The organism is Bifidobacterium phasiani, assembly GCF_019331775.1.
GTDB lineage: Bacteria > Actinomycetota > Actinomycetes > Actinomycetales > Bifidobacteriaceae > Bifidobacterium > Bifidobacterium phasiani.
In genome coordinates this window covers 47,433-63,430 of record NZ_JAHBBD010000017.1, presented here as the reverse complement: position 1 = coordinate 63,430, position 15,998 = coordinate 47,433, and the positions used below count along the sequence as shown (strand labels likewise).

Below are 15,998 nucleotides of genomic sequence, written 5' to 3'. Positions count from 1 at the left end.
ACAACGCATCCCCGTCGAACCTGTTAAACTCGCGTACAGGCCGTGAGACATCTTCGGTTATCTTCTTCACAACCAACCATGATGCCCCACGGCTCTCCCATCACACACACGAAAACCGGAAGAGCCCCCTTGTCATACGATGCGGCGCATCAGCGGTAGGCGCCGCGCACGTACTGGTCGGGGTAGGGGACGTCCTCGGCGGCGACGCCCAGCTTGTGGGCGGCGCGCATCGGCCAGTAGGGGTCGCGCAGCGCGGCGCGCCCGATCTCGACCGCGTCGGCCTCGCCGGCGCGCAGGATCTTCTCGGCCTGCTTGGGCTTGGTGATCAGGCCGACCGCCGTGGTCGGCACGTCGGCGCGTTCGCGGATCCGCGCCGAGAACGGCACCTGGTAGTTCGGCTTGACCGGGATCGTGACGTCCGGCACGATCCCGCCGGTCGAGACGTCCATCAGGTCGACGCCGTGCGCCTTGAGCACGCGGGTCAGCATGACGCTCTGGTCGAGATCCCAGCCGCCGGCGGCCCAGTCGGTGGCCGACAGTCGCACCATCAGCGGCATGTCCTCGGGGATGGCCGCGCGCACCGCGTCCACGATCTCCACCAGCAGGCGGATGCGCCCCTCGAACCCGCCGCCGTATTCGTCCTCGCGCTCGTTGACGAGCGGGTCGAGGAACTGCGAGATCAGGTAGCCGTGCGCGCCGTGGATCTGGACGGCCTGGAACCCGGCGGCCACGGCGCGGCGCGCCGCCTGGGCGAACTGCCATACGACGCCGTGGATCTCGTCCACGCTCAGCTCGCGCGGCGCGGCGTACCGCCCGTAGGCCTTCGCGCTCGGCGCGACCGTCTGCCAGCCGCCCTCCTCGGGCGGCACGCTCCCGTTCTCGTGGCCGACGCCGAAGCAGCCGCCCGAGCCCTTGCGCCCGGCGTGGTTGAGCTGCACGGCCATCGCCGCGCCGGCGTTGCGCACGTCGTCGACGATCCAGCGCCACGCCTCGATCTGCCCGTCGTCCCACAACCCGACGTCCTTGGGACTGATGCGCCCCTCGGGCGACACCGCGGTCGCCTCGGCGATGATCATGCCGAAGCCGCCGAGCGCGCGGGAGACGTAGTGCTGGTAGTGGAACGGCGTGGGCCTGCCGTCCCACGCGTACGCCGAGTACATGTCCATCGGGGGCAGCCAGATGCGGTTGCGCACCGTCAGGCCGCGCAGCGTCATCGGGGTGAACAGCAGCGGGGCCTTGCCGTCCATCGGCGTGCCGTCCTTGAACGCCTTCGCCTGCTTGGCGGCCTTGCTTCCGCCCTTGCCCTTGCCCTTGGCGGACTTGCCGCCCTTGCCCGGGGCGCGCCCGTCCTTCTTCGGCTCGCGGCGTGGCCCGTCGTCGGGGGTCCGCGACGCCCGCCCGTCGGGCTCGCCGTCCTTGCGGGGCATGGAGAAGCCCCGGAAGTCGAAATTGTCATGGATGATGCTGTCTGCAGGCATCGTCGTCCTCCTTCGCGCTGATGCCCTCATTGTATGCGGAACGCCCGCCGTTTCGGCGGGCGTTCTCCAACTACGTAATCGCGGGCCCCGGCTACTGGTCCGCGGACTGCGTCTCGTCGGTCGCGGCCTCGTCCGACGCGCCGTCCGCGTCGGACGACGACTGCGACGACCGCACGCCGCCGGCCGTCAGATACCGGGCGGCGGGCTGCCCGTAGTCGTTGTCGATCGGCGCGTTGATCGCGGCCAGGTATGTGTTCATGAACTGCTTCCACGCGGGGGTCGCGATGTACATGCCGTACCAGTTCGAGTGGTAGACGCCGTTGATGGTCTTGTAGTCGAAGTTGTTGTTGATCGGGTCCTGGGCGTCGCCCACCGCGACGAACGCGGCCACGGTGTTCGGCACGAATCCGGCCGTCAGCATGTACGTGTTCTCGTTGGTGCCGGTCTTGGCGAAGGTCTTGCGCCCGTTGTCGAGCTGCGTGGTCGCGGCCTCGCCGCCGGCGGTCACGACGCCCTGGTTGAGCGCGTAGGCCACGGTCTGCGCGATCTCCGGGTCGATGGCCTGGTGGCAGTTCGCGTCCGGCACGTCGATCTCGTTGCCGTTCTTGTCGGTCACGCTGGTCATCGCGATCGGCGTGCAGGCCACGCCGTTGGCGCCGAGCGTGGCGTAGACGTTCGCCATCGTCAGCGGCGACGCCTGCACCGAGCCGATGGTCATCGGCGCGTTGAACGAGTTGTCCGAGTACACGTCCATCGCCGTGGCCGGCGCGTTGTGGTAGCCGACCGCGGTGGCCGCGTCGGCGATCGCGCACAGGCCGATCTGCGAGGCCATCGAGGCCTGCGTGGTGTTGTGCGAGCGGATCAGGCCCTGCAGCGGGGTCTCCGGGCTCACGGTGCCGCCGCCGGAGTTCTCGACGTGCCATGTCGTGTTGGCGAAGCTGTAGCCGTTGCAGTTGAAGCTGCTCAGCGAGTACGACGTCGAGGTCCGCAGGCTCTCGTTGATCGACCGGCCCTGCTGCAGCCAGGCGACCATGTTGATCGGCTTCCATGTCGAGCCGACCTGGACGCCCCATCCGCCGCCGTCGACCTGGTCGACCATGTAGTTCATCGAGGTCTTGGTCTGGTCGGTCGCCGCGGCGTCGGTGGCGTCGTAGTAGCGGTTGATGCCGAAGCCGAGCACCTCGCCGGTGCCGGGCCTGATCGCGGCGATCATCACCTCCATGCCGGAGAGGTCCTCCGGCGGGATCGTGTCGCGGGCCGCCTGCATGGCGGCGCTGTTGGCGTTCACGTCCATCGTCGTGTAGATGTCGAGGCCGCCCTCGTTGAGCAGCTTGCGCCGGTCCTCCTCGGTCTCGCCGAACTCCTCCGAGTTGAGGATCTTCGTCGTCACGTACGAGCAGAAGAACGCCGCGTCGCCGGCGGACTGGCAGCCCTGGTTGACCGACTGGATGTCCAGCGTGTCCTGGATCGGGGTGTTGACGGCCTCGTCGTACTCGGCCTGCGAGATGTACCCCTGGTCGAGCATGAGCCCGAGCACGATGTCGCGCTGCTTCTGGGACTCCTCGAGGTTCTCCTCGATCGAGGGGTCGTACTTCGTCGGGTTCTTGGTGATCGCGGCGATCGTCGCCGACTGGACGATGTTGAGGTCGGCCGCCGAGGTGTTGAAGTACCGCTCCGCCGCGGTCTCCACGCCGTACAGGTTGTTGCTGCCGAACTGGGCGATGTTGAGGTAGCCCTGCAGGATCTCCGGCTTGGAGTACTGCTTCTCCATCTGCACCGCGATGAGCATCTCGCGCAGCTTGCGGGCGATGGTGTCCTCCTGGGCGTGGTACTCGCCGATCGGGTCGTCGTCCTCGCGCGCCTGCACCATCAGCACGTTCTTGACGTACTGCTGGGTGAGCGTGGAGCCGCCCTGCATGTCGCCGCCGGCGACGTAGGTCTGCACGAACGCGCGGAGCACGCCCTGCACGTCGACGCCGGAGTGCTCGAAGAACCGGCGGTCCTCCCTGGCGACGATGGCCTTCTGCATGTAGTCGGAGATGTCCTTGAGCGGCACGACGACGCGGTTCTGCGAATAGAACGTCGCGATCAGCGAGCCGTCGGAGGCGTACATGCGCGACTGCTGCGGCAGGCTCGTCACATCGAAATCGATGCCCTCCACCTGGAGCGAGGGGGTGATGGTCCTCGCCACCGTATTCGCGCCGAACACGGCGGGAAGGAAGAACAAGCTGGTCACCACGCCGCCGGCGAGGCACAGCACCACGTAGGCAAGCACCAGCGACAGCGCGCGGCGAACGGTCATCGATTTCTTCTTGGGCATGGTGCCCATTCTAAAGGGGCGGCTGTACCTCGCCGGGGTTTCGCGGCACCCGACGCGAATTCATCACAACCCGGGGAATTGTCTCAAAAACGGCTGAAAATCAGCCGAATCGGCCGACGGCCACCCCGCCCCGATGCCATGCCGGCCGCATATGGGCGACCGCATCGCGGAACGCCCCTGCCATGCCCGCGCCCCGGACGCCGCCGCGGGCGCGGGCGCGCGGGACGACGTCGCCGGCCCCGCCGCGCGACCGCGCCCGGCGCTACCGGCGCGAACGGCGGATCAGCATGCCCGGCTGGTAGATGATGATCGAGCGGCCCTCGCGCGCGATCCACCCGCGGTTCGAGAAGTCCATCAGCGCCTTGTTCACCGTCTCGCGCGAGGAGCCGACCAGCTGGGCCATCTCCTCCTGCGTCAGGTCGTGCGGCACCTTGAGCCCGGCCTCCACCGGCTCGCCGAAGCGCATCGCGAGGTCGAGCAGGGTCTTGGCCAGCCGCGCGGGCACGTCCATGAACACCAGGTCGGTGATGCGCTCGTTGTTGCGGCGCATGCGGTTGGCCAGCACCTGCAGCATGTCCACGGCGACGCGCGGATAGCGGTCCAGCCAGTCGAACAGCGCGTCGTGCTCCAGCCAGGCCACGCGGGTGCCGTTGGTCATCGCGACGGCGGAGGCGGTGCGCGGGCCGCCGTTGGGGTCGAACACCGGGATCTCGCCGAGCACCTCGCCGCGGGCGTGGATGCTCAGCAGCTGCACGCGCCTGTCGTTCGACTCGCGCATCAGCTTGACCCGGCCCTTCTCCAGCAGCCACATGCGGTGGTCGGTGTCGCCCTCGCGGAAGATGTAGTCGCCCTTGTCGAATGTCGCCTCATGCAGCGCGGGGATCAGCTCCTCCGCCTGCTCCGGCGAGACCTGCTTGAACAATGCGGTGTGCAGCAGCGTGTTCTCGTCGTGGGGAATGGCATTCGGTGTGGCAGCGGCCATTGCTCCTCCGTATCATCCGTTCGACGTCTCCCCGGGGTCTGTCCTCCCATTGTATGCCCGGCCGCGCGGGGCGGCCGTGCCGCCGGCCTGCGCCGCGGCAGCCGTCAGCGCGTCGAGCACGGCCCGGCGCGGCAGCCCGGTCTGCGAGCGCAGCGGGTCGACCCGCCGGCGCGCCGAGCGCACGGCCTTGTCGGAGAGCTTCTCGCGGGAGGTGTTGAGCAGGCCGGCCATCGTCGCGCCGTCGAGGTCGTAGGCCAGCGTGGTGTGGTGCAGCACCGCGCCCGGCCCGCCGTGCGCCGCCGGGAAGCGCCGCTGCGCCGCCCCGCCGATCTTCCCGCGCGCCGAGGCGATGTCGTTGAGCCCCTGGAATCCGGCGTCCAGCCCCAGCCCGCGCAGCGCCGCCACCAGCCATCCGTCGCACCGGCGGTACGCCTCGGCCGCGCCGACGCCGTCGAGGGCGTCCGCGGGCGCATACAGCGAGTAGGTGATCACCCCGTCGGGCTCGACGACCATCGCGCCGCCGCCGGTGCACCGCCGCACGACATGGAACCCCAGCCGCCGAGCCTCGTCGACGCGCACCTCGTCGGGGATCGACTGGAAGCGCCCGACGACGACCGCCGGCGCCGACCACTCCCAGAACCGCAGCGTCGCGGGGCGTTTTCCGGCGGCCACCTCGCGGGCCCACCGCTCGTCGAGCGCCATCTGCTCCTCCGGGGTGCGCGGCCGGTCGCGCACGACGACGGGGGCGAGGGCGCGCCAGAAGGCCCGCCAGTCCGGTTCGGGAGGCGCGGCGGGCCGCGGTTCGACCGGGCCGCCGGCCGTGGCGCGGGCCCCGGCGTCGTCCAGGCCGACGGCCCGCAGGAAGGCCGTGGCGATCGTCGCGGCGTCCGCGCCGACCAGTCGGGCCGCGGGGTGGCGCCGCATCGCGCCGTCCACCGCATCCCTCGCCGAGCCCCGGACAGCCGCCGGGTCGGCCGTCGCCGCCGGGCCCGCGGCCACGGCCGCCAGCGAGGCCTCGATGTCCGCGATCAGCGCGCGGCAGGCCGCGTCGTCGGCGCCGTCCGCGAAGAAGTCGCCGTCGAGGCGGCAGGACCACGCCCCGCCGCCGGACTCGACGGCGACGGCGACGAGCTTGCCGCCGGGCTGCTTGCACAGGCCGCGCATTCAGTCATGCAGCTCCACGCCGCGCGCGTCGCGGTGCCACGGCGAGCCGACGTTCGAGCACAGGATGAGCACGCCCTCGACCAGGCCCCAGATGCCCGCGGCGAGCGGGCCGAGGCCGAACAGGATCCAGCCCACGCAGGTGAGCAGCAGCTGGCAGACCGCCTTGGACGTGTACCCCAGGTAGAAGTTGTGGATGCCCAGCGACCCCAGGAAGATGCCGAGCAGGCCGGCCACGAGCTTGTTGCGCGGCACGTAGCCATACGGCACGTTGGGGTCCTGGTAGCCGGGCTGCCGGTACGGCTGCTGGCCGTACGCCTGGCCGTACTGCTGGCCGTACGCCTGGCCGCCGTAGGGCTGCTGGCCGTAGCCCTGCCCGGCCTGCTGGCCGTACGGCTGCTGACCATAGGACTGCTGTCCGTACGCGGTCCCGCCGTAGGGCTGCTGGCCGTACGGCTGCTGCGCGTACTGGGGGTTCTGCGCGTATCCGCCCTGCGGGGCGCCGGTGTTCTCGTTCTCGTTCACACCACCACGATAACCCACCGCACGGCGCCGCACGACCGCAGTCACCCCTGAACCGACCCTGAAACCGGACCCCGGCATACGACGGGGCGCCGCCGGATCCCGGCGACGCCCCCGTTTCCGCCATGCGCCCGACGGTTACATGCGCGCGAGGATGTCGCGGCCGATCTCGTCGGTGCTGCGAGGCGTGGAGCCCAGCTCGGCGATGTCGGCCTCGACGGCGGCGTCGATGCGCGCCGCCGCCTCGTCGAAGCCGAGGTGGCGCAGCAGCATCGCGGCGGACAGGATTGCGGCGGTCGGGTTGGCGATGCCCTGGCCCGCGATGTCCGGGGCCGAACCGTGGATCGGCTCGAACATCGAGGGGAACTCGTTGCTCGCGTTGATGCAGCCGGACGCCGAGTAGCCGACGCCGCCGACCACGGCGCCCGCCTCGTCGGTCAGGATGTCGCCGAACAGGTTGTCGGTCAGGATCACGTCGAAGCGCGACGGGTCGGAGACCAGGTAGATGGTGGCCGCGTCGATGTGGTTGTAGTCGTGCGTCACCTCGGGGTACTCCTCGCCGACGCGGTCGACGATGCGCTGCCACATGTCGCCGGCGTTGACCAGCACGTTCTTCTTGTGCACCAGCGTGACGTGCCTCCGGCGCTTCATCGCCAGCTCGAAGGCGTAGCGCACCACGCGCTCGACGCCGTACGCCGTGTTGATCGACACCTCGGTGGCCACCTCGTGCGGGGTCTGGCGGCGGACCGCGCCGCCCGCGCCGCAGTACAGGCCCTCGGTGCCCTCGCGCACCACCACGAAGTCGATGTCGCCGGGGTTCGCCAGCGGCGAGGTCACGCCGCGGTACAGCTTGGAGGGGCGCAGGTTAACGTACTGGTCGAGCTCGAAGCGCAGGCGCAGCAGCAGGCCGCGCTCCAGGACGCCCGCCTTGATGCGCGGGTCGCCGACCGCGCCCAGCAGGATGGCGTCGGTGGTCTTGATGCGCTCCAGCTCCTCGTCCGGCAGGATGGCGCCGTCGCGCAGATAGCGCTCCGCCCCCAGGTCGAAGTCCTCGTACTCGAAGTCGGCGACACCCTGCGCTGCGTGTTCGAGGGCCTTTTGGGCCCACGGGGTGACTTCCTTGCCGATGCCGTCGCCGGGGATGACGGCGATCCGATACTTCTTCGTTGTTTCGCTCATAGTGAGCGAGACTACTCGTCCGCACCGGCCGCGGCGCCCCCCGGCTCAGCAGATGGACACGGGGGTCAGGCGCCCGATTCGGCGGCGTGCCGCCCGTTGAGCATCACATCCAGACACCAGGCGTTCTCGAAGCAGACCTCCTCCCACTGCTTGTAGCGGCCCGAGGTGCCGCCGTGCCCACCCTCCACCTCGATCCGGGCGACGGCGTCGACGCCGGCCGACTGCAGCCGCGCCAGCCATTTCAGCGGCTCCACGACCAGCACGCGGGTGTCGTTCATCGACGTGGTGATCAGGATCCGGGGGAAGCGCGCGGCCGCGCCGTCCGCGTCGCCGGCCTGCGGCGCGTTCTCATACGGCGTGTACGACTTCATGTAGTCGTACACGGCGCGGTCGTGCAGCGGGTCGCCCCACTCGTCCCACTCGATCACGGTCAGCGGCAGCGAGGGGTCCAGGATCGTGGTCAGCGCGTCGACGAACGGCACGTCCGCCTCGATGCCGGCGAAGCGCTCCGGCGCCATGTTCGCGATCGCGCCCATGAGCAGGCCGCCCGCGGAGCCGCCGTTGGCCACCGTGCGGCGGACGTCGGCCAGGCGCGCGTCCTGCAGCGCGGCGGTCGCGTCGACGAAGTCCTCGAAGGTGTGCCGCTTGTGCAGCCTCCGCCCCTGCTCGTACCAGGCGCGGCCCAGCTCGCCGCCGCCGCGCACGTGCGGCACCGCGTACAGCGCGCCGCGGTCGAGCAGGCTCAGGCGGCCCACCGAGAACGCCGGGTCGGAGCTGGAGCCGTAGGCGCCGTAGCCGGTGATGAACATCGGGCAGTCGCTGACCGGCACGTCGCGCCGCCACACCAGAGAGACCGGGATGCGTTCGCCGTCGCGCGCCCTGATCCACACGCGCCGCTCCATGTAGTCGCGCGGGTCGAAGTCCCCGAGCACCGTGGCGCGCTTGAGCAGCACGTCCTCGCCGGTGGCCGGGTCGACCTCGTGCAGCTCGCCGGGGCGCGTGTAGCTGGCGAACGAGTAGCGCATGCGCGGCGCGTCGTACGACGGGTTGCCGCCGGCGCCGATCGTGTACAGCCGGCGGGTCTCGCCGGGCAGGCCGTCGGCGGAGGCGCCGTCCGACGAGGTCACGGTCGAGTGCGGGCCGGACAGGTCGTCGCTGGAGGCGACGAGCGCGTCGTCCGCGTCGGGGGCGAACATGCCGCCGTCCGCGTCGTCGTCGGCGACGTCCCAGTCGTTCTCGAGCGCCGGCGGCAGCAGCTCGCGGAACCGCCACGGCCTGCCGGCCAGGAAGTCGCGCGCCGCGTCCGCCTTGGTCATCACCGCCAGGCGCGGCAGGCCGTCCGAGCGGTAGCTCAGCGCCACGAAGTGCCGGTGGATCGCGATGCCCTCGATGCCCAGGCCGTGCGCCCCCTGCAGGATCGCCGGGTTGCGCGGGCTGCGGTACGGCCGGGTGATCGGCTCGCGCGACGCGCCCGGCTCGACGAGGTCGCCGTCCTCGCAGCCGTAGGGCGAGCCCTCGGCCACGCACACGCCCTCGCCGAGGCGGTACGGCGGCTCGTGGCCGCGCATGTCGATCACGTCGATCTCGAAGTTGGGGTTGCGGGCGTTGTGGTACACGACGGCCAGCGGGATGTCCCCGCCGTCCTCGGCCGCGCCCTCGAAGCAGGTGAAGCTCACGTCGTACTCGATGCCGTCCCGCCGCGGGATGAACGCGCGGAACTCCCCCTCGGGCGCGGCCGTCGGCAGCATCAGCACCTCGGTGGTCGTCTTCGAGCCGACGCCGATGATCAGATGGCGCTCGTCGAAGCTCAGGCCGACGTCGAGCCAGAAGCGCTCGTCGTCCTCCCGGTGCACCTCGACGTCGTCGGCCACCGGCGTGCCGACGCGGTGGCGGCGCACGGCGTACGGGCGCCACGCGTCGTCCAGCAGGGTGTAGAACACCCAGCGCGCGTCCGGGGTCAGGCAGGCGCCGGCGACGCCCTCGATGCGCTCCGGCAGCTCCTCGCCGGTCTCCAGGTCGCGCAGGCGGTAGTCGTAGCGCTCGTCGCCGGCCGTGTCCGTGCCGTAGAGCAGCCACCGGCCGTCGCGGCTCAGGTCCATGCCGCCCACGCGGAAGAAGTCGTGGCCCTCCGCCTCACGGTTCGTGTCGAACACGATCTGCTCGCCGGGCATCGAGCCGGGCTCGCCGGCGGCGTCCACCCGCGGCGGGGTCCAGTCGTCCTCGCCGCGGATCGGCAGGCGGCACTGCACCGCGTACTGGCTGCCCTCGCGCGTGCGCGTGAAGTACCAGTACCCGTTCATGCGGGTGGGCACCGACATGTCGGTCTCCTGCACGCGGGACTTCAGCTCGTCGAACAGGGTGGCGCGCAGCGCGCCCAGATGCGCGGTGCGCCGCTCGCAGTAGGCGTTCTGCGCGTCGACGTAGGCGCGGACCTCGGGGGATTGCCTGTCGCGCATCCACTCGTACGGGTCGACGAACGTGTCGCCGTGGCAGGTGCGCTCGTGCGGCACCCGCTTCGCGACGGGGGGCGTCGGCGCATCGGCGGGCGTCGCGCCCCGCGTGGGCGCCTCGCCGCGCGCGGCGGCGGGCATGGCAGTGTGGTCGTTCATGCAGGCGATTATAGGGGCCCTCATGCCCGTGGCGGCGTGCGCGTCGGCGCCGCGTCGCCGGCCACGTACCGTTCCAGGTACGGCAGCATCGTCTTCATCAGGTTCGCGCCGGTCGTGCCGGTGAACACCGGCACGTCGGTCACCGGCATCGGCTGGGTGGACGACAGCCCCGACACCGACCCCAGCGGCGAGGACTCGCGGGGCGACAGCTGGCGGATGCCGATGGCGATCACGCGGCCCGGGTAGCGCTTGGCGATCGTGGCGTAGGTGGTCGGGTCCTTCTGTCCGTCGTCGCCGATGAGGATGAACCGCATGCCGGGGAAGTCGCCCATGAGCTGCTCGGCGAACTCGAGCTTGTGCTGCACGCCCGTGGGCACGAAGGTCTTGGGCCGCGGATCGAGGTCGCGCAGCAGCAGCGGGCCGTCCGGGTAGCCGTGGTCGGCGATGAAGTGGCGGATCGAGCTCTCCACGTTCCACGGCGACGTGGACAGGTAGAAGAACGGGGCGTCCGGGAACAGCGACGCCAGCTTGGTGAACAGCACGCTCATGCCCGGCACGGGGGCGCGCTTGCGCGGGTTCAGGAACAGCAGGTTGTAGACGGCCTTCCACAGCGTGGGCACCTGCGTGACCATGATGGTGTCGTCCACGTCCGAGATGATGCCGACCTTCGAGCCGGCCGGGATCGTGAACAGGTTCGCGCTGACGGGCTTGCGCCGCGGCACGCGGTAGGAGACGTGGTGCACGCCCGGGCTCAGGCGGTGCTCGGCGACCAGGTCGAGGTACCCGGCGTCGTCGGACGAGACGTATTCGGTGGGCGTGGCCCGGGCCGGGTCCGGCCGGTCGTACACCTCGGACGAACCCACCTGCATCGTCTCCAGCGGCGTGCCGTCGATGGCGATGCGCACCTCGCGGTGCGGGGCCGGGATGGCGAGCATCCCCCAGATGCCGCGCGTCCGGGCGCCGGACTTGCTGTGCTCCGGCGCGTACACGGTGCGGCAGATCAGGCGCGAGTACCGCTCGGTGCCGTACCCCACGTAGGGGTCGACGCGGCCGTACCAGCCCAGATGCCTCACCACGGCCGTGGACACCCGGGCCCACAGCCCCACGCCCCCGGTGATCAGCCGGCGCATGACGCGGATCAGCGGCGGCTTGCCCTCGATGCGCTCATGGCGCGACGCCGCGTCGAAGGTGGTGACGGCCTTGCGCGCGGGGATGGGCGCGGCCGTGCCGTGCTGCGCAGTATCCGATGATGTTCGACGTGACGTACCCATATGTTCACTATACCTGCACAATATGTCCACAGGATGTCGGCGGCCGGCGAATTCAGGGGAATTTCAGGGTACGTCGGGGCGCCGTCGAGGGCGCCCGCCACGGCGCCATGCCCGGGGCCGCATACGGCCGCCTGGAGCGCGCCCGGGCGCATGCGACCGGTCGGACTCCGGGCGGCCGCGCGGACCGGGCGGGCCGGCGGGCCGGGCGCCGCGGCGACGGGCCGCGCGCCGGACGGCTCGGCTACCGGGCGACCGCCGCGTACTCCTCGGCGGTCAGCAGGTCCGGCTCGTCGTCGTCCAGCTCGATCTTGAGGATCCAGCCCTCGCCGTACGGGTCGTTGGTCACGATGGAGGGATCGTCGGCCACGCCGCGGTTCACGTACCGGATGACGCCGGCCACCGGGCACACCAGTGGCTCGACGGCCTTCTGGGACTCCAGCTCGACGATCTCGTCGCCGGCCTCCACGCGGTCGCCGGGCTCGGGCAGATCGACGTAGACCAGCTCGCCGAGGCGGTTCGCCGCATACGCGGTCAGGCCGACGATGGCCGGGGAGACGGAGGCGTCGACCCACACGTGGTCCTGGGAGTATTCCAGGTGGGTGGGGACGTCGAGATTGGGCATGCTGCTGTCAATGGCTTCGCTCATACGCCCAAGCGTACCGCACGGCGTGCGTCCGGCACGCGCCGGGCGCACGCCGGACGCGGGCTTCAGCGCACCGGGCCGGAGGGGGTGGTGCCGACGACCTGCACGATCGTGCCCTCCGGGCAGTTGTCGTAGATCCACTGCGCGTCGGCCTCGTACATGTTCACGCAGCCGTGCGAGCCGTAGTTCGCCGGATCGCCGTGGGCGATGCCGTAGTTGTTCCACGACGCGGTGTGGAAGCCCTCGCCGCCGTTGAAGTAGCTGACCCACTTGACGCCCTTGGACAGGTACGTCGAGCCGTCCTCGTTCTTGCCGGTCATGTCCTGCACCGAGTACTTGAGGTAGATGTAGAAGGTGCCGCCGTCGGTCTCGCCGAACGAGCCCGGCGTGCCGGTGCAGACGTTGAACGTGCGCACGGCCGCGTCGTTGTTGTACACCGTGGCGGTCTGCGAGCTCTTGTCGACGACGATGCGCATCGTGACCACCGTCTGGGTGGTGTCGTGCTCGACGACCTCCACCGTCGCCTGGACGGTGGCCGGCTGGCCGGCCTGCAGCGCCTGGAACACCTGGGTCGCCGCGTCGTCGGTCGAGGTGACGGTCACGCCGTCCACGCCGCGCACCTTGGTGAGCACGACGGCGCCGGAGGAGTTGACCACGTCCTCCTGGGTGACCATCTCCTGGTTGAGCCGCTCGGGCATCGCCGTGGCCAGGTAGTCGGCGACCGCCTGCTCGTTGTAGCTCACGTCGATCGTGCCGTTCTCCAGGTCGTTGGTCACCACGGTCCACGAGGCGATGGCGTCGGCAGGCAGCTGGAACTCGCTGGCGTTGCCGTTGGTGATGACGATCGGGTTGTCCAGACGCTGGTTGGCGAAGGCCGCGGCCTGGTTCGCCGCGTCGACGCCGATCGGCATGTCCACGTCGGCGTAGGCGATCGTCGCCGTCGACGGCGTTCCCGGATGGGCGATGGCGTGCTTGACCGCCGAGGCGACCTCGTCGGCGGTGACCGAGCGCCCCTGCCGGCCCTCGGTCACCGCATAGCGCTGCGACGCCGGGTCGTAGGCGATGGTCGAGGCCACGGCGCGCTCGTCCTCGGAGACGAAGGCGTCGGTGAGGTAGGTCTCCATCGTGTAGTCGTCGAATTCGGCGTGCAGCCCGACCTCGCGCGAGACGAAGGGGTTGACGCGCGTCAGCCCAAGCAGCTCGTCGGCGCCCTTGGCGTTGAGCAGGTCGTCGACCGTGGCGTCCACGTCGACGCTCACGCCTAGGTCCTCCAGCGTCGCCGTGATCTCGTTGCCCTCGTCGTCGCGGACCGTGACGACGGTGTCGGCGACGACGCCGTCGACCGTGTCCACGAGCTCGTCGTGGGTCTGCCCGGTCACGCTCACGCCGCCCAGGCTCACGCCGGGGGCGGCCTTGTCGCCGAAGTACCAGCGGGCGGTGAAAAACCCGGCGACCGCTGCGACCAGCAGCACGCCGACGACGATCAGCGCGGCGATCAGGGGCAGTCGGGGGTTCCGGCGGCGCGCATCCGGCCGGGACGGACCCGTGGCGGCGGCCGCGCCGTCGGCCGTGGCGGCGAACGCCGGCGCCCCGTATCCGGCGGCGGCTCCCCCACCCGCGACCGGAGGTATGATCACCGTCTCGTCGTTGTTGGGTTCGGCAAATTCATCCAACAGATGTTCGTCAGCCATGGTCCACCCTCATGTTCGATAAGTCCGAGCAACTACTATACGCGACGCGCCGACCTCATAATTCGCGGCCGTACCACTCCTCGATCATGTACCGGGCGATGGCGGAGCGGCCCGGGGCCACGATCCTGCCCGAGACCAGCTCGGCGGTGTACTCGTCCCTGGTCACCCACCGGGCGTCGACGGTCTCGTCGCCGTCGACGCGGATGTCCGTGTCGAGCGCCTGGGCCTTGAACGCCACCATCAGCGACGCCGGGAACGGCCAGGGCTGCGACCCCAGGTAGCGCACCTCGCCCAGCGTGATGCCGACCTCCTCCTTGGCCTCGCGCCGGCACGCATGCTCCAGGCTCTCCCCCGCCTCCACGAATCCGGCCGACACCGAGTACAGGCGCGGGTCCTGCCAGGCGCTGTTGTGCTGGATCAGCAGGCGGTCGCGCCCGTCGACGATCGCCGTGATCACCGCCGGCTCCACGCGCGGGAAGAGCATGCGGCGGCCGTCCTCGGCGTTGGTGCAGCGCTGGGCCCAGCCGGCCATCGCCGGCTCCACGGGGGCGCCGCAGGTCGGGCAGTGGCGCTGGACCGCATGCCAGCGCCCCAGGCTCGCCGCGGTGGTGGCCTGGCCGGCCTCGCGGGCCGGGGCGTGGGGCGCGAACCCGCGCAGATCCACCCAGTCGAACCGCTCGACCGCCTGCACGAACAGCGATGCGCGCCGCGCCCCGGCCCGCCCCGGCGCGGCTGCGGATTCGTCGAAGGCGTCGTCGGCGCCGTTCGACACGGCGTCCGGCACCAGGCCGGCGTCGCCGGCCACGCGCACGCGGGTGATGTCCACGGCGATCACGTGCTCGTCGCGCGCGCCGCCGTAGCCGCCCAGGAACATGGCCACCGCCTCGGGGCAGGCCGCCAGCTCGTCCGCGGCGTACGCGCCCGGCAGCGTGGCCAGCCGCATCGAGGCCGCGTCCCTGCCGGCGAGCGCGCCCTGGCCGCGCGGCACCGCCAGCCTGCCGTCTCGCACCAGGATCACCTTGGTGCCCGGCCGGGCCAGCAGCCCCTCGATCAGCCCGGGCTCCGACCGCCGGGACGACTGGTAGTCGATATCCCCCTGCGCCAGCGGCAGGAACGGCAGGACCTGCGTCAACGCCAACGGAGCGAACATCCCCATGTCAATGCCTCGATTCCCTGTGTACGGTTCCACGGACGCCCGGTCGCGCTCACGCCGCGGCGCGGACGCGGCGCACCAGGCCGAGCAGCGCGGCGGCCACGACGTCGGGGTGCTCGTAGGCGCTGAAATGCCCGCAGTCCTCGACGACCGTCACCTCGGCCCGGGTGCCGGTCATCGCCCGGGCCAGCGATCGCATCGCCTCGGGCGGGCTCGACGGGTCGAGATCGCCGCAGACCACCGCGGCCGGCGCGCTCACCTTCGGCAGCTGGTCGTTCAGGTCGGGCCGGCCGGCCGCCATGCGCTCCCGCCAGGCGACGCCCTCGGGGCGCTGCTCGTTGATCCACGCCGTGAACCGCTCCACGAACGCCGGCGAGCGCTTCACCGAGGAGTCGCCCTCCTGCGGCCGCGCGAAGTGCATCACGGGCTCCACGGTCCGATCGCGCTCGCAGGTCTCGGCGATGCGCAGGCGGTTGGCCCGCGACGCCGCCGAATCGGCGTCGGCCTTGGTGTCGCACATCGCCAGGCCCGCCACCATGTCCGGGTGCAGGCGCTGGACGTCCATCACCAGATAGCCGCCCATCGACAGCCCGACCCAGATGGCCCGGTCGTACCCGGCGCCGCGCACCAGCGCCGCATAGGCGTCGGCCATGCGGTCCAGCGCCTCGGGATAGGCGCCGTCGGCGGCCACGGCGCCGCACTCCGCGGGCGCGGGGATCGGGCCGGAGCCGGCGCCCGGCATGTCCGGCGCCCAGATCGGGAACGGCTCCATGCCCTCGGCGTCCGCAAGGCGGATGATGGCCCGGGCGCAGTCGTCCCACATCCGGTGGTCGATCGGGAAGGCGTGCACCAGCACCAGGGGGATCCCCCACCCCTCGCGGTACACCGTGTTGTTCAGTTCGATGCTCATGTCTGCTTCCTTTGCTTGCCGACTCGCCCCGCCGTCTCGCCGGCGGGGCGCCTGCGATCCGTTGTACACGACGGACGCC

The 15,998-nt window shown here is 71.1% G+C and carries 12 protein-coding genes; all 12 read right to left on the bottom strand.

Going from position 1 to position 15,998, the window contains the following annotated elements; genetic code table 11:
- Positions 1 to 149 precede the first annotated feature (149 nt).
- The gene (locus tag KIH73_RS07805) at positions 150 to 1,247 is read right to left on the bottom strand and encodes an NADH:flavin oxidoreductase/NADH oxidase (protein ID WP_420830224.1); all 1,098 of its coding nucleotides are present in this window, start codon (positions 1,245 to 1,247) and stop codon (positions 150 to 152) included.
- Between the two features lie 322 nt (positions 1,248 to 1,569).
- Entirely contained in the window at positions 1,570 to 3,798 is a 2,229-nt protein-coding gene (locus KIH73_RS07800) for a transglycosylase domain-containing protein (protein ID WP_219082243.1), read from the bottom strand.
- A gap of 262 nt (positions 3,799 to 4,060) precedes the next feature.
- Complete coding sequence (locus KIH73_RS07795) at positions 4,061 to 4,780, bottom strand: Crp/Fnr family transcriptional regulator (RefSeq protein ID WP_219082241.1); 720 nt, start codon at positions 4,778 to 4,780, stop codon at positions 4,061 to 4,063.
- A 12-nt stretch (positions 4,781 to 4,792) separates the two neighbouring features.
- Positions 4,793 to 5,944: a lipoate--protein ligase family protein gene (locus KIH73_RS07790; protein WP_219082240.1), complete on the bottom strand. Its 1,152-nt coding sequence runs from the start codon at positions 5,942 to 5,944 to the stop codon at positions 4,793 to 4,795.
- The gene (locus KIH73_RS07785) at positions 5,945 to 6,544 is read right to left on the bottom strand and encodes a TM2 domain-containing protein (RefSeq protein WP_219082238.1); all 600 of its coding nucleotides are present in this window, start codon (positions 6,542 to 6,544) and stop codon (positions 5,945 to 5,947) included. It abuts the gene before it with no gap.
- 57 nt (positions 6,545 to 6,601) lie between these two features.
- Positions 6,602 to 7,642 carry a 3-isopropylmalate dehydrogenase gene (locus KIH73_RS07780; RefSeq protein ID WP_219082236.1) on the bottom strand — a complete coding sequence of 347 codons (1,041 nt, stop codon included), beginning with the start codon at positions 7,640 to 7,642 and terminating at the stop codon, positions 6,602 to 6,604.
- A gap of 65 nt (positions 7,643 to 7,707) precedes the next feature.
- Positions 7,708 to 10,251, bottom strand: a complete 2,544-nt coding sequence (locus KIH73_RS07775; protein WP_236022660.1) for a S9 family peptidase — start codon at positions 10,249 to 10,251, stop codon at positions 7,708 to 7,710.
- Positions 10,252 to 10,271: 20 nt separating this feature from the next.
- Positions 10,272 to 11,522 carry an App1 family protein gene (locus tag KIH73_RS07770; protein ID WP_219082234.1) on the bottom strand — a complete coding sequence of 417 codons (1,251 nt, stop codon included), beginning with the start codon at positions 11,520 to 11,522 and terminating at the stop codon, positions 10,272 to 10,274.
- A 241-nt stretch (positions 11,523 to 11,763) separates the two neighbouring features.
- On the bottom strand, positions 11,764 to 12,168 hold the full coding sequence (locus tag KIH73_RS07765) for a glycine cleavage system protein H (protein ID WP_219082232.1): 405 nt from the start codon (positions 12,166 to 12,168) through the stop codon (positions 11,764 to 11,766).
- Positions 12,169 to 12,230: 62 nt separating this feature from the next.
- Positions 12,231 to 13,856, bottom strand: a complete 1,626-nt coding sequence (locus KIH73_RS07760; RefSeq protein ID WP_219082230.1) for a L,D-transpeptidase — start codon at positions 13,854 to 13,856, stop codon at positions 12,231 to 12,233.
- Between the two features lie 55 nt (positions 13,857 to 13,911).
- Complete coding sequence (nudC, locus tag KIH73_RS07755; protein WP_219082228.1) at positions 13,912 to 15,012, bottom strand: NAD(+) diphosphatase; 1,101 nt, start codon at positions 15,010 to 15,012, stop codon at positions 13,912 to 13,914.
- Between the two features lie 49 nt (positions 15,013 to 15,061).
- Positions 15,062 to 15,919 (bottom strand): alpha/beta fold hydrolase, encoded by an 858-nt coding sequence (locus KIH73_RS07750; RefSeq protein WP_219082226.1) that lies wholly within the window; start codon positions 15,917 to 15,919, stop codon positions 15,062 to 15,064.
- Positions 15,920 to 15,998 lie beyond the last annotated feature (79 nt).